22 protein-coding genes are annotated in these 22,041 nt (G+C 62.6%); 10 read left to right on the plus strand and 12 right to left on the minus strand.

What is annotated here, in order from left to right; genetic code table 11:
* Window positions 1-88: 88 nt before the first annotated feature.
* Together Q0D44_RS09465 and ptsP are read right to left on the minus strand one after the other, a co-directional pair.
* The gene (locus Q0D44_RS09465; protein WP_294135792.1) at window positions 89-1,045 is read right to left on the minus strand and encodes a helix-turn-helix domain-containing protein; all 957 of its coding nucleotides are present in this window, start codon (window positions 1,043-1,045) and stop codon (window positions 89-91) included.
* Between the two features lie 84 nt (window positions 1,046-1,129).
* On the minus strand, window positions 1,130-3,403 hold the full coding sequence (gene ptsP / locus Q0D44_RS09470) for a phosphoenolpyruvate--protein phosphotransferase (RefSeq protein ID WP_294135794.1): 2,274 nt from the start codon (window positions 3,401-3,403) through the stop codon (window positions 1,130-1,132).
* A 142-nt stretch (window positions 3,404-3,545) separates the two neighbouring features.
* Here ptsP and Q0D44_RS09475 point away from each other — a divergent pair, with 142 nt between their 5' ends.
* The 4 genes from Q0D44_RS09475 (at window position 3,546) to Q0D44_RS09490 (ending at window position 6,988) form a co-directional block, all read left to right on the plus strand.
* Window positions 3,546-4,703, plus strand: coding sequence for a pyridoxal phosphate-dependent aminotransferase (locus tag Q0D44_RS09475; RefSeq protein WP_294135796.1), 1,158 nt, complete (start codon window positions 3,546-3,548; stop codon window positions 4,701-4,703).
* A 261-nt stretch (window positions 4,704-4,964) separates the two neighbouring features.
* The gene (locus tag Q0D44_RS09480) at window positions 4,965-6,131 is read left to right on the plus strand and encodes a pyridoxal phosphate-dependent aminotransferase (protein WP_294135798.1); all 1,167 of its coding nucleotides are present in this window, start codon (window positions 4,965-4,967) and stop codon (window positions 6,129-6,131) included.
* A gap of 183 nt (window positions 6,132-6,314) precedes the next feature.
* Complete coding sequence (locus Q0D44_RS09485) at window positions 6,315-6,542, plus strand: DUF4160 domain-containing protein (RefSeq protein WP_294135800.1); 228 nt, start codon at window positions 6,315-6,317, stop codon at window positions 6,540-6,542.
* Complete coding sequence (locus Q0D44_RS09490) at window positions 6,539-6,988, plus strand: DUF2442 domain-containing protein (RefSeq protein ID WP_294135803.1); 450 nt, start codon at window positions 6,539-6,541, stop codon at window positions 6,986-6,988. Before Q0D44_RS09485 ends, Q0D44_RS09490 begins: the two co-directional genes overlap by 4 nt.
* A gap of 14 nt (window positions 6,989-7,002) precedes the next feature.
* Here Q0D44_RS09490 and Q0D44_RS09495 read toward each other — a convergent pair whose 3' ends face one another.
* The 5 genes from Q0D44_RS09495 to Q0D44_RS09515 form a co-directional block, all read right to left on the minus strand.
* A complete protein-coding gene (locus tag Q0D44_RS09495) occupies window positions 7,003-7,809 on the minus strand; it encodes an Abi-alpha family protein (protein WP_294135806.1) in 807 nt (268 codons plus the stop codon).
* 126 nt (window positions 7,810-7,935) lie between these two features.
* Window positions 7,936-10,539, minus strand: coding sequence for a methionine synthase (metH, locus tag Q0D44_RS09500; protein ID WP_294135809.1), 2,604 nt, complete (start codon window positions 10,537-10,539; stop codon window positions 7,936-7,938).
* 120 nt (window positions 10,540-10,659) lie between these two features.
* Window positions 10,660-11,706: a homocysteine S-methyltransferase family protein gene (locus tag Q0D44_RS09505; protein WP_294135810.1), complete on the minus strand. Its 1,047-nt coding sequence runs from the start codon at window positions 11,704-11,706 to the stop codon at window positions 10,660-10,662.
* A 118-nt stretch (window positions 11,707-11,824) separates the two neighbouring features.
* Complete coding sequence (gene metF / locus Q0D44_RS09510) at window positions 11,825-12,736, minus strand: methylenetetrahydrofolate reductase [NAD(P)H] (protein WP_294135811.1); 912 nt, start codon at window positions 12,734-12,736, stop codon at window positions 11,825-11,827.
* On the minus strand, window positions 12,733-13,704 hold the full coding sequence (locus tag Q0D44_RS09515; protein WP_294135814.1) for a metalloregulator ArsR/SmtB family transcription factor: 972 nt from the start codon (window positions 13,702-13,704) through the stop codon (window positions 12,733-12,735). Before Q0D44_RS09515 ends, metF begins: the two co-directional genes overlap by 4 nt.
* A 216-nt stretch (window positions 13,705-13,920) precedes the next feature.
* On the opposite strand from Q0D44_RS09515, the gene Q0D44_RS09520 reads away from it, so the two are divergent.
* Together Q0D44_RS09520 and Q0D44_RS09525 are read left to right on the plus strand one after the other, a co-directional pair.
* A complete protein-coding gene (locus tag Q0D44_RS09520) occupies window positions 13,921-14,136 on the plus strand; it encodes a circumsporozoite protein (protein WP_119747887.1) in 216 nt (71 codons plus the stop codon).
* 77 nt (window positions 14,137-14,213) lie between these two features.
* A complete protein-coding gene (locus Q0D44_RS09525; protein ID WP_294135817.1) occupies window positions 14,214-14,456 on the plus strand; it encodes a hypothetical protein in 243 nt (80 codons plus the stop codon).
* 96 nt (window positions 14,457-14,552) lie between these two features.
* On the opposite strand, the gene Q0D44_RS09530 is transcribed toward Q0D44_RS09525, so the two are convergent.
* Entirely contained in the window at window positions 14,553-14,984 is a 432-nt protein-coding gene (locus Q0D44_RS09530) for a glycine zipper 2TM domain-containing protein (RefSeq protein ID WP_294135819.1), read from the minus strand.
* A gap of 322 nt (window positions 14,985-15,306) precedes the next feature.
* Between Q0D44_RS09530 and Q0D44_RS09535 the strand changes: the two genes are divergently transcribed.
* Window positions 15,307-16,290 (plus strand): esterase-like activity of phytase family protein, encoded by a 984-nt coding sequence (locus Q0D44_RS09535; protein WP_294135822.1) that lies wholly within the window; start codon window positions 15,307-15,309, stop codon window positions 16,288-16,290.
* A gap of 192 nt (window positions 16,291-16,482) precedes the next feature.
* Here Q0D44_RS09535 and rpmB read toward each other — a convergent pair whose 3' ends face one another.
* On the minus strand, window positions 16,483-16,776 hold the full coding sequence (gene rpmB / locus Q0D44_RS09540) for a 50S ribosomal protein L28 (protein WP_119747881.1): 294 nt from the start codon (window positions 16,774-16,776) through the stop codon (window positions 16,483-16,485).
* A 143-nt stretch (window positions 16,777-16,919) separates the two neighbouring features.
* Between rpmB and Q0D44_RS09545 the strand changes: the two genes are divergently transcribed.
* Together Q0D44_RS09545 and Q0D44_RS09550 are read left to right on the plus strand one after the other, a co-directional pair.
* The gene (locus Q0D44_RS09545; RefSeq protein WP_294135828.1) at window positions 16,920-17,141 is read left to right on the plus strand and encodes a hypothetical protein; all 222 of its coding nucleotides are present in this window, start codon (window positions 16,920-16,922) and stop codon (window positions 17,139-17,141) included.
* 40 nt (window positions 17,142-17,181) lie between these two features.
* Window positions 17,182-17,640, plus strand: coding sequence for a nucleoside deaminase (locus tag Q0D44_RS09550; RefSeq protein ID WP_119747876.1), 459 nt, complete (start codon window positions 17,182-17,184; stop codon window positions 17,638-17,640).
* Here Q0D44_RS09550 and Q0D44_RS09555 read toward each other — a convergent pair.
* Window positions 17,602-19,500 (minus strand): hypothetical protein, encoded by a 1,899-nt coding sequence (locus Q0D44_RS09555; protein ID WP_294135837.1) that lies wholly within the window; start codon window positions 19,498-19,500, stop codon window positions 17,602-17,604. The two genes, Q0D44_RS09550 and Q0D44_RS09555, sit on opposite strands and share 39 nt — an antisense overlap.
* A 42-nt stretch (window positions 19,501-19,542) precedes the next feature.
* Between Q0D44_RS09555 and Q0D44_RS09560 the strand changes: the two genes are divergently transcribed.
* Window positions 19,543-19,959, plus strand: a complete 417-nt coding sequence (locus Q0D44_RS09560) for a GtrA family protein (protein WP_294135840.1) — start codon at window positions 19,543-19,545, stop codon at window positions 19,957-19,959.
* 156 nt (window positions 19,960-20,115) lie between these two features.
* Here Q0D44_RS09560 and Q0D44_RS09565 read toward each other — a convergent pair whose 3' ends face one another.
* On the minus strand, window positions 20,116-20,919 hold the full coding sequence (locus tag Q0D44_RS09565) for a LytTR family DNA-binding domain-containing protein (RefSeq protein WP_006956171.1): 804 nt from the start codon (window positions 20,917-20,919) through the stop codon (window positions 20,116-20,118).
* Window positions 20,916-22,022, minus strand: a complete 1,107-nt coding sequence (locus Q0D44_RS09570) for a histidine kinase (protein ID WP_294135843.1) — start codon at window positions 22,020-22,022, stop codon at window positions 20,916-20,918. Before Q0D44_RS09570 ends, Q0D44_RS09565 begins: the two co-directional genes overlap by 4 nt.
* Between the last annotated feature and the right edge of the window lie 19 nt (window positions 22,023-22,041).

Genomic DNA, 22,041 nt, shown 5'->3' on the forward strand with positions numbered 1-22,041 from the left:
CCCGACTAACTCTATCGCCTTAACCATAAGGCGTTATTTCGCGCGGTAAAGCGTGACGTTTGGCCACGCCCGCGCCCGGAACCGACACTCAGCCGCCCGTGCCATCGCCCGATGCCGCCGGTGCCGGCGGAGCAGATGCAGGCGCGGCGGCGGGTGCCACGTCGCCAGCTGATGGAGACGTGGTTTGGCGCGGGGTCGCCCGGCGCTGCGCAGGACGGGACGACGGCGTTGCAGACGAAGCAGCAGCGGCGGGCGCGGCAGCGGCAGTGCCGCGCGCCAGCAGCGCTTCGGCACTGACTGGCACATCGGCGATCGTCCGATCAGGTGCGCCCAGCGGCGCCACGACCTTGCTCCCGACAGTGACGCTCAGCGATTGCGGCCGCCCAGTCAGGATCATCGGGTTACGCGCGCCCGTTGGCAGGGTGAAAGCCTCGCCCTTCTTGAGCAGGCCGTCCTTCAGCCGTTCGCCCGCTTCATCATAGATACGCAACCATACATCGTCGATGGCGGTAAAGACGACCGGCTGTGCGGCTGGCGCGACCCGCGCAGCACTGGCGGCGGCGGGGGCTTTGGCCTTTGCCTGTTCCTGGGCGATTTCCTCGCCGGTCGGCGGCGTCAGCGATTGCGAGCGCCAGAGCGTATAACCCGCGATCAGGACAAGGACGATGATGGCCGCGGTCCAGGCCAGCGTGCGCGAAGGCACGCGGGCGGGATCGACTGGCTCGAACGCTTCGTAGCGATTGGCGCCCATGTCGCTGCTATGCACCGCCTGGCGCACTTCGGCAGCAATCGCCACCTCGTCCAGATCGACCGCGCGGGCATAGGCGCGTGCGAAACCGACGGCATAGGGGATGCCCGGCAGGGCAGCATAATCGTCACGCTCGACTGCTTCGAGCTGCCGCAGCGCTATGCGCGTGCGGGTGGCGACCTCCGCCAGCGACAGGCCCAACGCCTCCCGCGCGGCACGCAATTTCGCGCCGGGGGTGTCGGGCTGCATTTCCGGTGCGCTGTCCGCACCGGTGTCCAATTCTGTTTCGTCTGCCATGCTGCTCCGCGACCTTCGATGGTCGGTCTTGTCTCACTGTGGGACGGGGATTGTCAACGCCGCGCCGCGTTCTTGCGGCTCACCTCACCCCAGTTCGATGTTCCGTTCAACCGCCCATTGCGTCAGCCGCGCCCGGATGTCGCGCGCGCCGCCGTCCAGCAGTTCGCGCATCAGCGCCTGCAATTCCGCAGCGTCGATCGCGCGGATCATCGCCTTGACCGGCCCGACCGATGCCGGGGTGATCGACAGGCGGCGGATACCCAGGCCAACCAGCGCCATGGCTTCAAGCGTGCGCCCGCCCATTTCGCCGCAGACGCCGACCGGAACCTGATAATCCTTGCAGGTCCGCACCACCCGGTCGAGAAAGCGCAGGATCGCGATACTCAGCCAGTCATAGCGTTCAGCCAGGCGCGGGTGGGCGCGGTCGGCCGCGAACAGAAACTGGGTCAGGTCGTTGGTGCCGATCGACAGGAAATCGAGCCGGGGCAGCAATATGTCCAGCACCTCGGCAAGCGCCGGCACCTCCAGCATCGCGCCATATTTGACCGCGATCGGCAGCTTCTTCCTGCGTTCCTGCAACCATAAGCGCTGATGTTCGACCAGCGCACGCGCCTCCTCATATTCCCAGGGTTCCGACACCATCGGAAACATGACATGCAGCACCTTGCCCGCCGCCGCCTCCAGCAGGGCGCGCGCCTGCGCCTTCATCAGCCCGTCGCGGTCGAGCGCCAGCCGCAGCGCGCGCCAGCCCATCGCCGGATTATCCTCCAACTCCTCATCTTCACGCTGCATATAGGGCAGCGCCTTGTCGCCGCCGATGTCGACAGTGCGGAAGATGACCGGGCGGTCGCCCGCCGCGTCCAGCACATCCTTGTAGAGCCGCTGCTGCTTTTCGCGCTGCGGCAGGGTGGCCGACACCAGAAACTGGAATTCCGTGCGGAACAGGCCGATGCCGTCCGCGCCCACCATGTCGAGCGCCTGCGCATCCTCGCGCAGGCCCGCATTGACCATCAGTTCCACCCGCTGGCCGTCGGCGGTGACCGATGGCAGATCGCGCATCGCGACAAATTCGGCGCGGCGCTTTTGCGTCACATGCAGCTTATTGTCGAACGCCTCCTCCATGTCGGCGGTCGGGCGGATCAGCAGCGCATTGGCGTTGACGTCCATCTGGATGAGGTCGCCCTCATTGACCAGATGGCGGATGTCCCGCACCCGGCCCAGCACCGGCACGCCCATGGCGCGCGCGACGATGGTGACATGGGCGGTCAGCGATCCTTCCTCCAGGATCACGCCCTTCAACCGGCGGCGATCATATTCCAGCAGTTCGGCCGGCCCCAGGTTGCGCGCGATCAGGATCGCGTCCTGCCGCAGCCCCATCTGCGCCGCCGTACCCAGCTGCCCCGACACGATCCGCAGCAGCCGGTTGGCCAGATCCTCCAGATCATGCATCCGGTCGGACAGCAGCGGATCGTCAATCTGGCGCATCCGCATCCGGGTGCGCTGCTGCACCCGTTCGATCGCGGCTTCGGCGGTCAGGCCGCTGTCGATCGCCTCATTGATCCGGCGGGTCCAGCCTTCGTCATAGGCGAACATCTTGTAGGTTTCCAAAACCTCCTGATGTTCGCCCTCCATGCCGAATTCAGCAGCGCCGGTCATCCGGTCGATCTGTTCGCGCATTTTGGCGAAGGCGGAAATGACCCGCTGCCGCTCGGCCTCGGTATCCTCCGCGACCGTATGTTCGATATGGACGCGCGGCTGGTGGAATACCGCATGGCCGCGCGCCATGCCCATCACCAGTTGCAGCCCGTGCAGCATCGTCGTGCCGGTGTCGGTGACGCGCTGGTCGCTGGGACCGTCATCGGCGAGTTCTGCATTGGCGATCAGTTCCGCCATCACCATCGCGACGGTCTGGAGCGCCTCTATCTCCACTTCCTCATATTTGCGCGGTTCGGCATGTTGCACGCACAGGACGCCGATCGCCCGTTCGCGCCGCACGATCGGCACGCCGGCAAAGCTGTGGAACAGCTCCTCGCCGGTTTCGGGACGGTAGCTATAGTCGGGGTGCGACGCGGCTTCGTCCAGGTTCAGCGTCTCGACATTAGTGGCGATCAGACCGACAAGCCCCTCCCCCATTGCCATGCGGGTGACATGGACCGCCTCCTGCTTCAGCCCGCGGGTCGCGAACAGTTCCAGCACGCCCTCGCGCACCAGATAGATGGAGCAGACCTCGCTCGACAGCGACTGGCCGATAATCTCCACCACCTTGTTCAATTTGGCCTGCGCGCTGGTGCGCGACGCCATCACTTCCTGAAGGCGGGTGAGGATCTGGCGGGCGGCGGCGGCGGGTGTGCTGGGCATGGCGTCAGCGCTATCAGATCGGCGGCCTGCTTTCCAAGGCGATTCATGCAGCGCGACGTTCAAGCAGAGGTCATTTGCATGGCGGAAACATTCTGTACAATCGTCTAAGAATGTAAAATCGGCTTTCAGGGAGAATGGGACCATGGCGACATCAGGTGAAACGGCGTTTGAACGCGATCTTCTGGACCGGGGCTATTCGCGGCGGCAACTGGCCAAGGCGACCGCGCTCCTGGGCGCTGGCGCAGCGGCGATCCGCGCGACGAGCGCCGTGGCGCAGCAGGCGGCCAAGCCGGTCGCTGGCGCTGTCCGAATCGGCGCGAATGAATGCTGGACCGGCCCCTTCCCGATTGCCGCCGAAGCCGCGTTCAAGCTGGTGACCGAGGGCAATCGCTACGAGCCGGACAATGAGCATCAAAAACTGTTTGATGCCGTGGCCGCAGTCGAGGACGTTCCTGCCGACCGTATCGTCGCCTGGCCCGGATCGTCCGATCCGCTGAGCCGCGTCGCGATCGCCTTTGCCTCGCCCACGCGCGGCATCGTGACGGCCAACCCGACCTATGAGGCCATCTGGCGGACCGGCGACTGGCTGGGCGCGAAAGTGACCAAAGTGCCGCTGACCAAGGATTATGCGCATGACGTGAAGGCGATGCTGGCGGCTGATCCCAATGCCGGGCTTTATTATGTCTGTTCGCCCAACAATCCGACCGGCACGGTAACGCCGATCGCCGACATCCAGTGGCTGGCCGACAACAAGCCCAAGGACGCGATCCTGGTGGTGGATGAAGCCTATATCCACTGGACCGAGACCGGCACCGCCGCCAGCATGGCCGCGACCCGCAATGACGTCATCGTGCTGCGCACCTTCTCCAAATTGTTCGGCATGGCGGGGATGCGGCTGGGCCTGACCTTCGCCGCGCCCGTGCTGATGGAAAAGATGATGCGTTATGATGGCGGGCAGGTGACTGGCATGTTGCCGATGACCGCCGTCGCCTGCGGCACGGTATCGGTCGCGCAGGCTGACCTCATCAAGGCGCGCCGCGCGGAGATGAACGCCAATCGCGACAAGGCGATCGCCTTCCTGACGAAGAAGAAGATCAAGGTCATCCCCGGCAGCCACGCCAATATGTTCATGATCGATTGGGGCAAGCCCGCCAAGCCCATGGCCGACGCGCTGTTGGCGGAAAATGTCCAGATTGGCCGCAGCTGGCCGATCTGGCCCAATGTCTCGCGCGTGTCGGTGGGGTCGGCGGTGGAAATGGACGCTTTCTGCGCGGCCATCGACAAGGTGTGGAAAGCGTAACGTCATGTCTTTTTAGGGTCCGCACCGGCCCGCACCCCCACCCGACCGCCCACAGAGTGTATCCTGAATGGGAGGTCGGGTGGGGGTGGGCCGGTACGGTAACCGAAATGCGCTCTTTCGCGCATTTCGCAACAGACCCTTCACCGCCATAAATTTTGCAAACTCTGGCGGCGGCGCATTGCGGAAATGCGCCGCCGCTTCGTTTATCCCCATGAACCCCCGGAAAGAACGCCCGGACGGCAGGACAAAGGGACAGACGACATGACCATGATGCTCGACAAGGATGCCAGAGACGATCTGATCGAACGCGGCTATTCGCGCCGCCAGCTGGCCGAAGTGGCCGCGCTGCTGGGCGCAGGCGTTGCCGCCAGCACGTTGCTGGGCAATGCTGCGATGGCGCAGCAGCAGGCCGGGCGCGGCATCAAGGGTGCGGTGCGTATCGGCGCGAACGAATGCTGGACCGGCCCCTTCCCGTCCGGCGTCGCCGCCGCCGCCGAAGCTGCATCCTTTGGCAACTGGTATGATCCCGACAATTATCGCGGCGACCTGGTCAAGACCGTCGCCACGGTCGAGGGCATCCCCGAAAGCCATGTCATGCCCTGGCCCGGTTCGGGCGGCCCGCTGGTCAGCATCGTCGCGGCCTATTGCTCGCCGACCAAGGGTCTGGTGACCGCCGACCCGACCTTCGAGTCCGCCTGGCGCACCGCCGACTATATGAAGGCCCCTATCGCCAAGGCACCCCAGGCCATCGGCAAGGGCCATGACGTAAAGGCAATGCTGGCCGCCAATCCCAATGCGGGCCTCTATTATATCTGCACGCCCAACAACCCGACCGGCACGATCACGCCTTTGGCCGACATCCAGTGGCTGCTCGACAACAAGCCTGCCGATTCCATGCTGCTGGTGGACGAAGCCTATCTCCATTTCTCGGAAAGCCCGAGCGCCGCGACGCTGATCGGCACCCGCAAGGACATCATCGTCATGCGGACCTTCTCCAAGCTGTTCGGCATGGCCGGTGTGCGCCTGGGCCTCACCTTCGCCGATCCCGAAGTGCAGAAGCGCATCATGCTGTTCGGCCCGGCGGCCGGGGGCCTCGCGATCACCGCGATGCATTGCGGCAATGCGGTCTATACCGAAGCCGCCCTCATCAAGGCGCGCCGGAACGAGATGATCGCCAATCGCGAGGAAACCATCGCCTGGCTCACCAAGAAGGGCATCGAGGTCCATCCCGGCAGCCAGGCCAATATGTTCATGGTGAACTGGAAAAAGCCCGCCAAGGAGATGCAGGCCGCGCTGCTGGCTGCCCCGGAAAAGGTGCAGATCGGCCGCAGCTGGGCAATCTGGCCCACCGTCTCCCGCGTCACCGTCGGCTCCGCCGACGACATGGCCAAATTCCGCGCGGCAGTCGACAAGGTCTATAACGCGTAAGGCCTCCCCTTTCCTTACGACACGAAGAAGGGCGTCCGGGCAACCGGACGCCCTTTTTTTGGGAGGGGGGGGAGACGGGGTGGCGGATGGGATGGATGCTGGTTAACCTATGCGGATGAACCCGAAGACTTCTCTGTGTTGGAAGGGCTTGCGGTAGTGCAATGAATGCACTAACCTCCTCTTATGGTCACGATGTATCGCGCTGCCCGCTGGAAGATCGCTGTGTATGGCCGCGATCATGGCGTGCCGCATTTTCATATCGAAGGCCCGGATTTTCGCTGCTCGGTGGCGATTGCCTCGTTCGAATTGATCATAGGGCATGTGCCAACGGCGATATTGGATGATGCAGTCGAATGGGCGCGTCGCAATCAGGCCTTGCTTATGCAGACCTGGCAGGAGTTGAACGGATGAGCATAACCGACAAGATGCGCACGATTAGCGCCGTCCATGCGACCGGAGCGACGACGCTGCATATCAGCTGGTCGGACGGGACCGAGGCCGATCTCGATCTGGCCGGATTGATGGCCGACCGCGCCTTTGCCACGCTACGCGATCAAGCAGAGTTTGCGCGGGTGGAAATCGGCGATTGGGGGCATGGGCTGGCATGGCCCAGCGGGGCGGAGTTGGGGGCGGACAGGCTCTGGCTGGAAACGCTGGCGGCGACCGGCCATGATGATGCGCGGACATTTCTGGAATGGCGAATGCGGCATGGCCTGTCGCTGTCCAAGGCCGCCGAGGCGCTGGGGGTGTCCCGGCGCATGGTCGCTTATTATTCCAATGGCGAGAAAGTCGTACCCAAGCCGGTCTTGCTGGCGTGCAAGGGCTGGGAGGTGAGTGAGGGGTTGAGGGCGGCGTGAAAGGTAAGCTACTACTAGAGATCAGCCGCTTCATCGGAAGGATTGATGGTATCATTATCCAGCATTTGACCGAAACTTGGCCTCATATGCAGAGGGAGCGGTTCCAACGGACCGAAATATTCGACTGCTGGAGCAATGCTTCCTTGCGCTCTCACGTAAAGATTTAGCGCAAGTGCTGAAGGTTCAATGTTTACAATATTGGATCCGACCCAAAATCCACCTCCTTCTTCAACTAGGCCAATTTTTCTTAAATGATCCAACTGAATATCAAGTGATATTATATCATCTGTTCCAGCAATTTTGCATAATTCACTAATATTTATTTTGAATTCATTACTTACTACAAATCCCAATTCATCTTGGAATTTTTTAGTATTGAAGCACATATAATTTAGTAGATGAACTTCCATCGCTGTCATTTGCGCAAGTAAATTCATGAAAATTAGGTTCTCTTGCGATTGCCCAGAACCATCACAGGCGGATGCCAACAGTCCTGCCCATGCCTCCTGAACCTCATCCGCGTCGTTCCACGAACCCTGTTCAAGAGCCAACATGACCAATCGCGGATGAGCGTGAAGCCGTTCAGCATTCATTCTCTTTGCTAACTTAGCTTCGGCCTTCCTAATTATACTCGCCGCCTGATCTTGACGCCAACTGCTTATTCGGTCCCTCAAAAGGAGGCCGAATTCCTCAGCGGCAGGCAGGCATATTCTACTGAGGAATGATCCGAGGCCATCGACCGTACCTTTAGTAGCAATTTCTACCGCTTTACTGACGGGTTTTATGCCTAAGAGATCAACGCTCCGTCCTTTGTCGCCCATGACCCACCTTTTGCCTTATTTCAAACTCGACTTCTGTATCTCACGTTATTGTTGCGGACAGACAAGTCCTACAAAATTCGCCGATTTGCACGGATATAAAACGCAAAACAATGAATGTAGATCGCCTCAATCCAAATTCGGCCTTAAATACCGTTCCGCCGTGTCGATATCGATCCCCCGCCGCACCGCATAGTCCTCCAACTGATCACGCCCTACCCGCGCCACGCCGAAATATTCCGATTGAGCGTGGCCGAAATAGAAACCGCTAACGGCGGCGGTCGGGAGCATCGCGAAACTTTCGGTCAGCGTAATGCCGGTGGCGTGATGGGCGTCCAGCATCTCGAACAGGATCGTCTTGAGGCTATGTTCGGGGCAGGCTGGGTAGCCGGGGGCCGGGCGGATGCCGCGATATTGTTCCTTGATCAGGGCTTCGTTGGTCAGCTGCTCCCCTTCCGCATAGCCCCAGAGCGCGGTGCGGACATAATGGTGGAGGCGTTCGGCGAAGGCTTCGGCCAAGCGATCGGCCAGTGCTTTCAAAAGAATGTCCGAATAGTCATCGATCGCATTCTTGAACCGGGCCAGATGCGGTTCAATGCCGTGCATCCCGACGGCAAAGCCGCCCATCCAATCGCCGTCATGGCTGATGAAGTCGGCGAGGCACATATTCGCGCGGCCCTCGCGCTTCTGGATCTGCTGGCGCAGCATCGGCAGGGTGTAATGTTTCTCATCCTCGACATGGACGATGATGTCGTCGCCTTCGCGGCGGCAGGGCCACAGGCCCGCGACGCCGCGCGCGACCAGCCATTTTTCGGTGACGATCCGATCCATCATCGCCTGCGCATCGGCAAACAGGCTGGACGCGCTTTCGCCCACCACCGGATCGGTCAGGATCGCGGGATAATTGCCTGCCAGTTCCCAGGCGCGGAAGAAGGGCGTCCAGTCGATATATTGGATCAGATCCTTCAGATCCCAGTCGGGGAAGCGATGGACGCCGGGCAGGCGTGGGCGCGGGGCTTTCAGGCTCTCATCAATCTCGAACCCATTGGCGCGGGCGTCCTCCAGCGGCACGAGCGCGCTCTGTCCCTTATTCGCGCGGGCGACGCGGACATGCTCATAATCATCCTTGGTTTTCTGGACGAAATCATCCCGCTGGGTTTCGGACACGAGCGCGGTGGCCACGCCGACCGCGCGGCTGGCGTCCAGTACATGCACCACCGGGCCGGTATAGGCAGGGTCGATGCGCAGCGCGGTGTGGACTTTGGAGGTGGTCGCGCCGCCGATCAGCACCGGCATGGTCATGCCCGCGCGCTGCATTTCGGTGGCAACCGTGACCATCTCGTCCAGCGAAGGGGTGATGAGGCCCGACAGGCCGATCATGTCGGCGTCATGATCGTTCGCGGCCTTGATGATGTCATGCCAGGGGACCATCACGCCCATGTCGACGACTTCAAAGCCGTTGCACTGCAGGACGACGCCGACGATATTCTTGCCGATGTCATGGACGTCGCCCTTGACCGTGGCCATGATGATCTTGCCCTTGCCCTTGGCGCCCGGTTCCTTGGCCGCCTCGATAAAGGGGAGAAGGTGCGCGACCGCCTTCTTCATGACGCGGGCGGATTTGACGACCTGGGGCAGGAACATCTTGCCTGCGCCGAACAGGTCGCCAACGACGTTCATGCCGTCCATCAGCGGCCCTTCGATCACATGGATCGGCTTGTCGGCGGTCAGGCGGGCCTCCTCGGTATCATCGACCACATACATGTCGATGCCCTTGACCAGCGCATGTTCCAGCCGCTTGGCGACCGGCCAGCTGCGCCAGGCTTCGGCGGCCTTGTCCGCCACCGCGTCGGTGCCGCGATATTTTTCCGCCAACGTGACCAGGCGGTCGCCCGCTTCGGGATCGCGGTTGAGGACGACATCCTCGCAGGCGGTGCGCAGTTCGGGGTCGATCGTGTCATAGACGTCGAGCTGGCCCGCATTGACGATCGCCATGTCGAGGCCTGCGGGGATGGCGTGGTAGAGGAACACGCTGTGCATCGCCCGGCGGACGGGTTCGTTGCCGCGGAAGGAGAAGCTGAGGTTCGACAGGCCGCCGGAGATATGGACATGCGGGCAGCGCGCCTTGATCTCCTTGCACGCCTCGATGAAGTCGACGCCGTAATTATTATGCTCCTCGATCCCCGTCGCGACCGCGAAGATATTGGGGTCGAAGATGATGTCCTCCGGCGGGAAACCGATGCCGACCAGCAGGTCATAGGCGCGGGCGCAAATCTCGACCTTGCGTTCCTTGGTGTCCGCCTGCCCCGTTTCGTCAAACGCCATGATGACCGCGGCGGCGCCATAGGCCATGCATTTGCGGGCGTGGAACAGGAAGGCCTCCTCGCCCTCCTTCATGCTGATCGAATTGACGATCGGCTTGCCGGACACGCATTTGAGGCCCGCTTCGATGACTTCCCATTTAGAGGAATCGATCATGACGGGGACGCGGCTGATGTCCGGTTCCGACGTCATGAGTTTCAGGAAGGTCGTCATCGCCTCGACCGCGTCGAGCAGCCCCTCGTCCATGTTGACGTCGACGATCTGCGCCCCATTCTCCACCTGCTCGCGCGCGATGTCGATGGCGGTGGCGTAATCGCCCGCCATGATCAGCTTCTTGAACTTGGCCGATCCGGTGACGTTGGTGCGTTCACCGATATTGACGAAGGTGGCGGTGGATTTCTGGGTGGTCATGTCAGCCTTCTTCTCCCTCTCCCCTTCAGGGGAGAGGGCTGGGGAGAGGGGATACTGGGTGAGGTCGCGTACAGCCCCCTCTCCCAACCCTCTCCCCTGAAGGGGAGAGGGCTTTTCAGGTCAGGCAGCGATGTGCATCGGCTCCAGGCCCGCCAACCGCGTCACGACCGGCAATTCCGGCACGACACGCGGCTTATGCCCGTCCAGCGCCTTCGCCACCGCGCCGATATGGGCGGGCGTCGTGCCGCAACAGCCGCCGACCATGTTGACCAGCCCTTCGTCCACCCATTCGCGGATCAGCCGCGCGGTGGTGGCGGGCAGTTCGTCATATTGGCCCAGCTCATTGGGCAGGCCCGCATTAGGATAGGCCAGGATCAGCGTGTCGGCATTTTTCGACAGCTCGGCCAGATAGGGCCGCAGCAAATCCGCGCCGAACGCGCAGTTCACGCCGATAGTGAGCGGCTTCAGATGACGCAGCGAATACCAGAAGGCGTTGATGGTGTGGCCCGACAGGTTACGGCCCGACATGTCGGTGATGGTGAAGCTGAGCATCAGCGGCACGGAGCGGCCCGCCGCTTCCTCCGCCTCGCGCGCGGCCATGCCCGCAGCCTTGGCGTTCAGCGTATCGAAGCAGGTTTCGACCAGCAGGAAATCGACCCCCCCCGCGATCAGCGCCTCGCATTGCTCGCGATAATCGGCTTTGAGCGTATCATAATCGACCTCGCGGAAGGCGGGGTCGTTGACGTCGGGGGAAATGCTGAGCGTCTTGTTGGTCGGGCCGATCGAACCGCAGACGAAGCGCGGCTTGCCGTCCTTTGCCGTCGCCTTCTCGCACGCGCTGCGCGCCAACTTGGCCGCCGCGATGTTAATGTCCCACACCAGATGTTCGCAGCCATAATCGGCCATCGCGATCTTGGTCGAGCTGAACGTGTTGGTCTCGATCATGTCCGCGCCCGCTTCCAGATAGGCGCTGTGGATACCCTCCACGATGTCGGGCCGGGTCAGGCAGAGCAGGTCGTTATTGCCCTTCTGGTCCTTGGGCAGATCGAGATCACCGCGATAATCCGCTTCGGTCAGGCCATGCTTCTGGATCGACGTGCCATAGCCGCCATCGAAGATCAGTATCTTGTCCGCGGCCAGCGCGCGCAATGTCTGTTCAGCTGTCATATTAAAAACTCCGTTCGGGCTGAGCGAAGTCGAAGCCCTTGTCTGAGCGGAGGCGAAGACACCTCCCTGCGGTCGGTGGAACCCTTCGACAAGCTCAGGGCGAACGGATGAGGATAGATCATGCCGTTCCTCCATTGCTCACCGTCGCCCGCAAGCCCAGCAAATGGCAGATCGCAAAACTCAGTTCCGCCCGGTTGAGCGTGTAGAAATGAATGTCGCGCACGCCGCCGCCATAGAGGCTGCGGCACAATTCCGCCGCGATCGTCGCCGAGACAAGCTGGCGCGAGGCGGGATGATCGTCCAGCCCTTCAAACAGGCGCCCCATCCAGCTGGGAACCTGCGTATTGCACATCGCCGCCATACGCTGGGTCGCGGCGAAATTGCTGACCGGCATGATGCCCGGCACGATGTCTGCCGTGATCCCCGCCGCCAATGTCTTGTCGAGGAAGCGGAAATAGGCGTCGGGGGTGAAGAAGAATTGCGTGATCGCGCGGGTCGCCCCGGCGTCCAGCTTGCGCTTGAGATTATCAAGGTCGCTCTGCGCGCTGGCCGCTTCGGGATGGACTTCGGGATAGGCCGACACGGAAATTTCGAACGGATGACGCTGCATCAGCCCTTCGACCAGTTCGGCGGCGCCCTTGTAACCGTCAGGGTGCGGCTCGAACGTGCCGCCCACTTCGGGCGGATCGCCGCGCAGCGCAACGATATGGCGCACGCCCGCTTCCCAATAGGCGTCGGCAATCTCGCCAATCTCGGCCTTGCTCGCTCCCACGCAGGTCAGGTGCGCCGCAGCCGCCAGCGGGGTTTCCCGCGCGATCCGCGCGACCGTATTATGCGTGCGCTCACGGGTCGAACCGCCCGCGCCATAGGTTACCGACACGAATTTGGGGTTGAGCGGCGTCAGCGTCTCGATCGCCGACCAGAGCTGGGCTTCCATCTTCTCCGTCTTGGGCGGGAAAAATTCAAAGCTGACATGGCAGTCGCCCGCAAGGTCCGCATAAAGCGGGGCGACGGGATCGTTCAAAGTCATGCGGAAATCCGTCCTTCTTGCTGCTGGACAGGCGCGCTTTTGCGTCGCCCCAGCCACAGTTGCACCGTCAATTCATGGCCGGGCAAAGTGTCCACCCGTTCCAGTTGCAGGCCCGCCGCCGCGAACCAGCCTTCTATCTGCTCGTCGGAAAAGCCCAGCCGCGCATGTTGATCACGCACGCGCAATTCTTCCCGCTCGTGCGGCGCGAAGTCCGCGATCAGCACCCGGCCGTCGATCGCAGTGACGCGCGCCGCCTCCCCGATCACCTGTTCCGGCACCTGCGCATAATGCAGCACCTGATGCAGCAGGACGGTATCGACGCTGCCCGGCTCCAGCGGCAACGCGCCAAAATCGCCCAGCAGCAGCACATATTTGTCGCCCGCATCGTCAGGCAGCTTGGCCCGCGCCAGCCGCAGCATGTCCGGACTGCGATCGATCGCCGTCACCGCCTGCGCCGCGCCGCCGAACAATTCGATCATCCGCCCGGTGCCTGTGCCGATGTCGAGCAGATGGCCGATCGGTTCGCGCCCCAGCAGCGCGGTCATCGCCGCCTCGACATCCGCCTCCGCCACATGGAGCGATCGGATCGCGTCCCATTCCTCGGCATGGTCGGCGAAATAGCTCTCCGCCGCCCGCGCCCGGTCCGCCCGCACCGCCGCCAGCCGCGCCAGATCGGCCGCCTGCCACAAAGTCTCGCTATCGGACGGGGTCAGGCGGTCAAACAGCGACAGGAACGGGGCGACATCATCGCCCTTGCCCAGCCGCAGGAATACCCAATTGCCTTCCTTGCGCCGCTCCACAAGGCCCGCTTCGGCAAGGATGCGGACATGGCGCGATACGCGGGGCTGGCTTTGCCCCACGACCTGCGCGATCTCCCCCACGGCCAGTTCCATTGCCCGCAACAGATGGATGATGCGCAGCCGCGTCGGGTCGCCAAGTGCCCGGAAAATATCGAGTGCCGTGTGCATGACTGCATCATATAAAGAAATCTTTATATGCGTCAATGGCCGCTATTTTTCCGCAACTGCGAACAAAAGCGCACCCGTTTCCCGCCCGGATTGCAGGAATGGGATTGCCTTGCATCAACCAAAGCATTACGAATCAACGCGCAGGCGCAATGGGGGGTGAGCTTTTCTCCGAGAGTGGTCTGCACCGTTTTTATTCTCAGAGAGGGGTTTCTGCCCATGACCAAGTCTATCGCTCTTTCGCTCGTTCTCGCCGCTTCGCTCGGCCTGGCCGCCTGCTCGGGTGGCGCGGAAAACGCCGCCAACAACGCCGCCAACTCGGCTGAGAACGCGTCGAACGCTGCCGACAACGCCATGAACGCCGCGCTGAACGCTGCTGACAACGCCGCGAACGCTGCGTCGAACGCGACCAACAACGTCGCGAACGCGATGTAAGTCCAGACGGACTTTTAGAATTCGGAAAGGGGTCGCGCCGGAAACGGGGCGGCCCCTTTTCCATTGGGGACTGACCGATGATCCGCACCATCTTCATCGCAGCCGCGCTGCTGCCACTGACCGCCTGCGGTTCGGGATCGCCCGATGGCGTCGGCGGGGTCAGCGCGAGTGAAGCCAGCGCGCTCAACGATGCAGCCGCGATGCTCGACGCGCGCACCGGCGCAGCGCAGAGCGGCGAGGTGGGCCTCAATCCCGCTGCCAGCGCGGCAGCGGGTGCCGATCGTGGCAGGGTTGCACCGCAGCCTGATCCCAAACCCTGACCCAAAAAGGCCGCCTCGGATGAGACGGCCTTTTCGTTTTTGCTTCTGCAAAATGTGTTCCCGCGCGGGAACACGCAGTCTCACTTGCGCTAGCTTTTAGCAGTTGCGGTCGATCGCCCGGCCGGCCAGTGCGCCTACGCCTGCACCGATGATCGCGCCGGTCGTGCCGTCACCGCGACGGCCATAGCGGCCCGAACCCTTGCCGACCTCATTGCCCAGCAGGCCACCGGCAATCGCACCGATGATGGTGCCGCCCGTGCCATTGTCCCGGCAACGATAGCCACCGCGATAACCGCCGCGATAGGCGTTGCTGCGATAATAGCGGTCATTGCCGCGATAATAGCCGCCGTCGCCGCGATAGCCACGGTCACCACGATATCCGCGATAGCCACGGTCGCCATAATAATCGCCACGGTCATAACCGCGATAATAGCCGTCACGGGCCATGGCCGGGGTTGCCGTCACGGCCAGGGAAGCAGCGCCCATCGCCAGAGCGGCTCCCATATTGATCAGAAACTTTATCTTCATGGCGTTGCTCCTTCCAAAATTCGTCTTTTCGTCGGCGCTTCCCAGGGACGGGTTTCGCCAGTGATGAACGTCTTATGGGTGATTCGCCTTGAGCCGACCCTGAATGGGGCTGACAGCCGTTGTTAAGAGTCTGTCGTGAAATGCGCGAAAGAGCGCATTTCGGTTGCCGCACCGGCCCTCACCCCCACCCGACCGCCCATTCAGGATACACTCAGTGGGCGGTCGGGTGGGGGTGAGGGCCGGTGCGGATGCGCCGAAGGCGCATTTCCAAGCTAGCAACGCCTTGCTGCGCCCTGCCTGATATTATCCTATGGCGGAGGGAATGTCGCGAATCCTGATCGTCCTGGCGCTTGCCATCCTGCTGCTGCCAGCCCCGCACAACAGCAAGCCCGCTACGGTGCAGCCCGGCGCTTTGCTGGTCACCGCACGCGCGCTGCCACTCAGCGCGAGCGATCCGGCGCTGCGGCGGGTGGGGGCGCTCGACTATCTGGGCGGGTGGGAATTGCGCAGCGCCAATCCGGGCTTTGGCGGCATCTCAGCGCTGCTCGTATCGCCGCCGGGCGATGTACTGGCACTGAGTGATTCCGGCATATTGATGGGGCTGCATGTCGGGCCGGGAGAGGCACGCCGCCGCCCCTTCATCGCCCCCCTGCCCATCCGGCCGCAGGACCGCGATCGTCCCTGGTGGGCATGGGATTCAGAATCGCTGACCCATGATCCGCTGACCGACCGCTATTGGGTGGGGTTCGAGCTGCAACAGGCGATCTGCCGCTATGCGCCCGGTTTTGCACGGGTGGAGGCGTGCCGGACCTGGCCACAGATCATGGCATGGCACCCGACCGGATCGATCGAATCGCTAGCCCGCCTGCCCGATGGCCGCTTCATGGCGATTGGCGAGATGGGGATGACGCCCGACGGCCGGCATGACATGCTGCTGTTTCCGGGAGATCCCGCCGAGCGCGATACCGCCGACCCGATCCATCTGCGCTACAGCCCGCCCCAGGGCTATCGCCCGACCGATGCGGTGGCGCTGGATGCACGCCATCTGCTGGTCCTCAACCGCCGCCTGACATTGCAGGAATTGTTCACCGCCACGATCGCGATCGTCGATCTGCCTGAACGGCTGGAACCGGGCATGGAGCTGAAAGCCCGCACCCTCGCCCGCCTCGCCCCGCCGCTGCTGGCCGATAATTTCGAGGGGCTGGCGGTGAGCCGGGAAGGCGGACGGACGATCCTGTGGGTCGTGTCCGACGACAATCACGAGTTTTTCCAGCGGACCTTGTTGCTGAAGTTCGGGCTGGATTGAGCTTTGTTCCCCCTCCCGTCTACGGGAGGGGGCTAGGGGGTGGGCTTGCGCGCGTGGCGTTGGCCCACCCCGCTGCGACTAAGGCGCTACGCGCCCAAGTCTCGCTGCCCCTCCCGCTTGCGGGAGGGGTGCGCAACGCAAAAAAGCGGCCCGTTGCGGGGCCGCTTCTTATGCCGAAACGAATCGAGAAAATCAGGCGGCTGCGGCAGCCTGCTTCTTGACGATGTCGCGCTTCAGGCGACGGGCCTTGAGCGACAGCTTGTCGTCGCTGGTCTTGACCAGCCAATTGTCCAGGCCGCCATTATGTTCGACCGAGCGCAGACCATGGGTCGATACGCGCAGTTTGAAGCTGGCTTCCAGCGTTTCGGAGATCAGCGAAACATTCTGGAGGTTGGGCAGGAACACCCGCTTGGTCTTGTTATTGGCGTGGGAAACATTGTGACCCACCTGGCGACCCTTGCCGGTCAGCTCGCAAATGCGCGACATAATCAATAAACCTTGTAGTTCGGGTTCGTTCGGAAAGCCGCGCCGATAACGGGATTCCCGCTGGCCGTCAACCCGCCGCACGGCCGGTCGCAACCCTTTTGCACGGCGAAGCGTTGTGGCCCCGTAACATATGGGAGGTTGAAATGCGATTCATTGGTGGGCTTTTGATCATCATCTTGCTCGTGCTGGCTGGCGGCATCGCCACCGGCTTCATCGACCTGCAAAAAACGCAGGACGGACGCCTGCCCGAAATCGCGGTCAAACATGGCGCGCTGCCCAAATATGAAGCCAATGTCGCCAAGGTCGAGGTCGGCACCCGCAACGAGACGGTCGAAGTACCGACGGTCGACGTCAAGAAGCCCTGAGTTCGCATGAAGGGCAAGATGCTGTAAGGGCGGGGATGTCATGTCCTCGCCCTTTCCCTTGCCCGACCCTATGCGCCGCGCGCTGGCGCTGGCCCGCGCGGCGGAGGCGGCGGGCGAGGTGCCGATCGGCGCAGTCGTGACGAAGGATGGCGTCATCATCGGCGAGGGCGAGAATCGCAACCGCCGCGACCATGATCCCACCGCCCATGCCGAAATCGTCGCGATGCGCGCGGCGGCGATCCATCTGGGTGACTTTCGCCTGACCGGCTGCGACCTGTGGGTGACTCTGGAACCCTGCCCGATGTGCGCGGGCGCCATTTCCCACGCCCGGATCGCGCGCCTTTATTATGGCGTGGGCGATCCCAAGGGCGGGGCTATCGAACAGGGACCGCGCCTGTTCGCCCAGCCGCAATGCCTGCACCGGCCGGAAGTCTATGGCGGCCTCGCCGAAGCCGAAGCCTCAGCGTTGCTGCGCGATTTTTTCGCCGCCCGGCGCTGAATAATTTATCCGGTAGAGTTGATAGGGCAAAGTCATGCCACTGTTGAGCGTCACCGGCACCAGCCAGCCCGGAATTTTACCCCGCATCAGATCCGCATAGAAACCGCGCGGGCTGCGTGACTGGTAGATCGTGCCTTCGGGGAAATTGGGGCAAACGAGCAGATAAGTGGCATGATGCCGCGCCGCGATTCCGCGGAAGGCATCGGCCGGGCCGTCATAGGCGTGGTGGATGTCCAGAATGGTCGCGCCGTTGCGATGATAGGGACCGGCCAGCGCGCTATGATGGGTGGTGGCGATCAGGCGGGGGCCGAGATCGACCATGGTGAAGATGGTGGCGGGTGGCAGCTGGTCCAGCACTTCGAGCGCGGGCAGTGTACGGCACCGGCCATTGGCCTTTTTGATCGCATCATTGCGGGCGATGGCGGACGGACGCCAGGGCCTGGGCTTGTTGCCGGTCAGCTGCGCCCACCCACTCATGATTTGCGGATAGAGCGGATAGGCGCAGGCAATCGCCGCCAGCAGCGCCACCCCTGCCCCCGCGGCGATTCGCACCTGGCGCGTGCCGGTAAAGATCGCGCCGATCAGCCGGTGCGCGGCCCAGGCAGCGGGCGGGATCGCCAGCAACTGCGCCGCAGGCCCCGCGCGCAGCTGCCAGAACAGCAGGGCCGTGGAAAACAGCATCATGAGGCCAACGGTCGCCCAGGCCCAAAGCCGCTCAGCGTCACGCCGCGCATCCCACAAGGCCCAGAGCAGGCCGATCAGCCCCGCAACCGGAATCGCCAGCAGCGGCACGACCAGGCTTTGCGCCTGCGCGGTGATCGGCTTGGCCTCGCGAATATTGGCAAGCCAGAGCCGTTCGAGTTCAGGCGAAATCTGATAGGGGCTGAGGCATTGCGGCCAGTTCAGCCAGAAGAATAGCGCGATCGCGCCGCCGACGATGAGGCCCGCCGCCAGCCGCATCGCCCAGCCGCGTAACGGGGCCAGCGAGAGCAGCACCATACCGGCCGACGCCGCGCCGAACACTGCCACCCAGATCGGCGAAATCGCATCGCATACCATCTCGCGATTGGCGTAGCTGGCGAACAGCAAATAGCAGAGCGAGGTCGCGCCGCCCAAACTCAGCGCATAGGGCAGCATCCGCCGCTCCGCCCCTTCGCGGAACACCCAGCGCAGCGCGATCAGGCCGCCACCCGCCGCCAGATAGACGATCATCTCCATGCCGATCGCGATCGACAGCGCGCTGCTGACCCCGGCCATCACCCCGCCGCGCAGCCGGTTGGTGTCGATCACCCCTGCCAGCATCGTCACCGCCAGCGCCAATTGCCAGCCATGATGGTCGATCCGCATCGGCGCATACATGCCCAGCCCCATCTGCGCGGCGAGCGGGGCGAGCGCCGCCAGCAGCCAGCCATGCGGCCCGGCCAGCCGCCGCCCGATAAAGCCAAGGCTGAGCATCAGCAGCAACAGCGGGAGCAGCGGCGCGATGCCGCAGGCCAGCCGATCCGCCAGTCCCTGATCGACAAAGGCGCGGAAGAAGAGGATCAGTCCGGCGATCGGGATATCAACCAGCCGCGACCAGTGGATATTCGCGCCGCCCGGCGGATCGAGCCGATACTGGCGCAAATCATACCAGCCTTGGCCCGCCAGCCAGTCCTTCACCTGCACATAGCGGATATTGTCGTCGGTATCGCTCAGCACCAGCCAGTGGATCGCGGGCCAGCGAGTCGTGACCATGGCGACCGCAATGACGATCCAGATCATGAACGTGAGCCACTTCCAGTGCCGCGCGCTCCACGCCAGCAAGGGGGGCAGGATATGGGTCACCCGCGCGCGCAGGGCATCGGCGCTTTTCAAGCTCATCCTTGCCCCCTAAACGAGCCGTGGCAAAGCGCAACGGGGACCATGGCCATCATCAACCGACTTTCACCGCAACATCGCGCACTCTTCTGGCAAATCGTCCGCTATGGCGTGACCGGCCTGTTCGTGACGGCGTGTCAGGCGAGCATCTACTGGAGCCTTGCGGCGCTGGCCGGGCTGCATCCGCAACTGGCCAATCTGATCGGCTATGGCGCGGCGGTGGTCATCGGCTATGTCAGCCATAGCGCCTTCACCTTCCGCGGCCATGGCACCCGCGACAAGGCGGCAGCGCGCGGCTTCCGCTTCGTTGCGGTCTCACTGGTCAGTTATGCGCTCAACGCCCTGTGGGTGTGGCTGTGCGTGACCCATATGGGCTGGCCCGAATGGTCGCCGATCCCGGCGATGATCTTCGTGACGCCCGCGGTGATGTTCGGGCTGAACCGGCAATGGGTGTTTCGCTAGCGCTTTGCGCTGGGAATCAGCCTGTATTGCACAGTCTCTCCACCGTTAGCCCTGAGCCTGTCGAAGGGCTGCACTTCTTGAAGAGAAGGACAAGGCTTCGACAAGCTCAGCCCGAACGGACTTTGAGCGTTGCCGCAATTTCAAGCGGCGTAGAAATCAATGAACAAACCGCGCCACAACATCGCGGTAGGAGCGGCTGACCTTCACCTGCGCGCCCGATTCCAGCACCAGGAAACATTCGCCGTTGGTGTGGGGCTTGACCTGCTTGACCTGGCTCAAATTGACGATGGTGGAGCGATGGACGCGCTGGAAATTACGGGGGTCTAGACGCTTTTCCAGATCCTTCATCGTTTCGCGCAGAATCAGCGAATTGTCGGCGGTGTAGATGCACATATAATCGCCGGCCGCGTCGATCCGCTCGATCGAATCGACATCGACACGGAAAATCTGGCCGCGATCCTTGATGTTGATGAGCTTTTCGAAACGGTTGGAGGCCGGGCCTTCTTCATCCGCCGCATTGAAATCGCTCATCGCCTGGGGTGCAACCTCAGCCAGCACTTCGCGCAATTTCTCCGCTTCCTGCACCTGCCGCTTGTCCGACAGGCGCAAGCGCACCCGGTCGAGCGCATCGGCGAGACGGCCCTCTTCCACCGGCTTTAGCAGATAGTCGACCGCCTGCGCCTCGAACGCGCGAATCGCATGATCCATGTAAGCGGTGACGAAGATGAAGAGCGGCGGCTCGACTTCCATAATCCCCTGCACGACGGAAAAACCGTCAAAGCCAGGCATCTGAATATCGAGGAACACGAGGTCGGGCTTATGCGTCTTGATGGCGCGGATCGCTTCGCGCCCATTGTTGCAGGTCTCGATAATTTCGACATCCTCATGCGCTTCCAGACGGAGCATAAGCCCTTGGGTCGCCAGGCTTTCGTCGTCGACGAGGATTGTTCTGATCGTCATGCGGCCACTTTCGATGAATCTTCCAAATGTAGCGGAATTTCGATGATCACCGAAAAACCACTGGGACTTGAACGTGTTTCGAAGCTCTGTCGTTCCCCGAAGGCCTGAATGAGCCGGTCGCGGATGTTCGGCAGGCCAACGCCCGTCCCTTCGCTGACGGCAATGTGTGGCTTCATTCCGCCTTCATTCAATCCCGGCCCGCTGTCGGATACGACGATCCGCACATTTTCACCGGCAGGCTGCGCGCTGACCGATATTTCCGCGCCTTCCTCCTTGGGGGTCACGGCATATTTGATCGCATTTTCGACCAGCGGCTGGAGCAGCAGCGATGGCAACCGCGCCTGCCCGACCGCCGGGTCGATGGTGAATACCGGACGCAACCGGTCCTCGAACCGCATCTTCTCAATCTCCAGATAGAGTTTGAGCGTCTCAATCTCCTGCTCGATCGTCACCTGCGCCGTCGGCTCGTTGATGAGTGTGTAGCGCAGGAAGGAGGACAGACGCGACAGCATGGCGTTCGCCCGATCGGTCTGCTTGAGCAGCACCAGTGTGGAAATGGAGTTCAATGTATTGAACAGGAAATGCGGGTTGAGCTGATAGCGCAGCATCGCCAGCTGCGCGCTCGACGCCTGATTTTCCAGATGGAGCAGCTGGTCCGCCTGCTCCTCCACCGTCAGGTAGAAGTTGATGGCATAATAGAGTGCCGACCATGCGCCCAGCAGCGTCATCGACAAATAGAACGCGCCAAGAAACAGTTGCAGCCCAGCCGTGTCGCTGCCCTTATTCTGGGTCGAAAAGACCCAGGCGTCGATGAAGGCGACCAGCGCAGCCGCCGCCACGACGGTGACGATCGACACGCCCCAGGTGATGATCGGCTTTTGCCGGAGCAGGAAGCGGAACATCACCGCGATCAGCAGCGTCACCGAATAGCCGGTGACGGTGGAAATCAGCACCGGCACCAGGCTGGAAAGCGGCTGGCCGTTGGCGATGGTGGACGATCCGCGCAGCAGGAACGCGCCGGCCCAGCCCAGCGACTGCAGGTTCCAGAAAGCGCGATTCTTGTCCGCGAAAAAGGGCTGGGGCTGAAAGGGATGAACAGACATTACAGGCAGCCTAGGCGAT

The organism is Sphingobium sp. (assembly GCA_023266575.1).
Lineage (GTDB): Bacteria > Pseudomonadota > Alphaproteobacteria > Sphingomonadales > Sphingomonadaceae > Sphingobium.

Coding starts and splice junctions, on each gene's coding strand:
- Q0D44_RS09465 (WP_294135792.1), bottom strand. CDS start 1,045: ATGGCAGACGAAACAGAATTGGACACCGGTGCGGACAGCGCACCGGAA.
- ptsP (WP_294135794.1), bottom strand. CDS start 3,403: ATGCCCAGCACACCCGCCGCCGCCGCCCGCCAGATCCTCACCCGCCTT.
- Q0D44_RS09475 (WP_294135796.1), top strand. CDS start 3,546: ATGGCGACATCAGGTGAAACGGCGTTTGAACGCGATCTTCTGGACCGG.
- Q0D44_RS09480 (WP_294135798.1), top strand. CDS start 4,965: ATGACCATGATGCTCGACAAGGATGCCAGAGACGATCTGATCGAACGC.
- Q0D44_RS09485 (WP_294135800.1), top strand. CDS start 6,315: ATGGTCACGATGTATCGCGCTGCCCGCTGGAAGATCGCTGTGTATGGC.
- Q0D44_RS09490 (WP_294135803.1), top strand. CDS start 6,539: ATGAGCATAACCGACAAGATGCGCACGATTAGCGCCGTCCATGCGACC.
- Q0D44_RS09495 (WP_294135806.1), bottom strand. CDS start 7,809: ATGGGCGACAAAGGACGGAGCGTTGATCTCTTAGGCATAAAACCCGTC.
- metH (WP_294135809.1), bottom strand. CDS start 10,539: ATGACCACCCAGAAATCCACCGCCACCTTCGTCAATATCGGTGAACGC.
- Q0D44_RS09505 (WP_294135810.1), bottom strand. CDS start 11,706: ATGACAGCTGAACAGACATTGCGCGCGCTGGCCGCGGACAAGATACTG.
- metF (WP_294135811.1), bottom strand. CDS start 12,736: ATGACTTTGAACGATCCCGTCGCCCCGCTTTATGCGGACCTTGCGGGC.
- Q0D44_RS09515 (WP_294135814.1), bottom strand. CDS start 13,704: ATGCACACGGCACTCGATATTTTCCGGGCACTTGGCGACCCGACGCGG.
- Q0D44_RS09520 (WP_119747887.1), top strand. CDS start 13,921: ATGACCAAGTCTATCGCTCTTTCGCTCGTTCTCGCCGCTTCGCTCGGC.
- Q0D44_RS09525 (WP_294135817.1), top strand. CDS start 14,214: ATGATCCGCACCATCTTCATCGCAGCCGCGCTGCTGCCACTGACCGCC.
- Q0D44_RS09530 (WP_294135819.1), bottom strand. CDS start 14,984: ATGAAGATAAAGTTTCTGATCAATATGGGAGCCGCTCTGGCGATGGGC.
- Q0D44_RS09535 (WP_294135822.1), top strand. CDS start 15,307: ATGTCGCGAATCCTGATCGTCCTGGCGCTTGCCATCCTGCTGCTGCCA.
- rpmB (WP_119747881.1), bottom strand. CDS start 16,776: ATGTCGCGCATTTGCGAGCTGACCGGCAAGGGTCGCCAGGTGGGTCAC.
- Q0D44_RS09545 (WP_294135828.1), top strand. CDS start 16,920: ATGCGATTCATTGGTGGGCTTTTGATCATCATCTTGCTCGTGCTGGCT.
- Q0D44_RS09550 (WP_119747876.1), top strand. CDS start 17,182: ATGTCCTCGCCCTTTCCCTTGCCCGACCCTATGCGCCGCGCGCTGGCG.
- Q0D44_RS09555 (WP_294135837.1), bottom strand. CDS start 19,500: ATGAGCTTGAAAAGCGCCGATGCCCTGCGCGCGCGGGTGACCCATATC.
- Q0D44_RS09560 (WP_294135840.1), top strand. CDS start 19,543: ATGGCCATCATCAACCGACTTTCACCGCAACATCGCGCACTCTTCTGG.
- Q0D44_RS09565 (WP_006956171.1), bottom strand. CDS start 20,919: ATGACGATCAGAACAATCCTCGTCGACGACGAAAGCCTGGCGACCCAA.
- Q0D44_RS09570 (WP_294135843.1), bottom strand. CDS start 22,022: ATGTCTGTTCATCCCTTTCAGCCCCAGCCCTTTTTCGCGGACAAGAAT.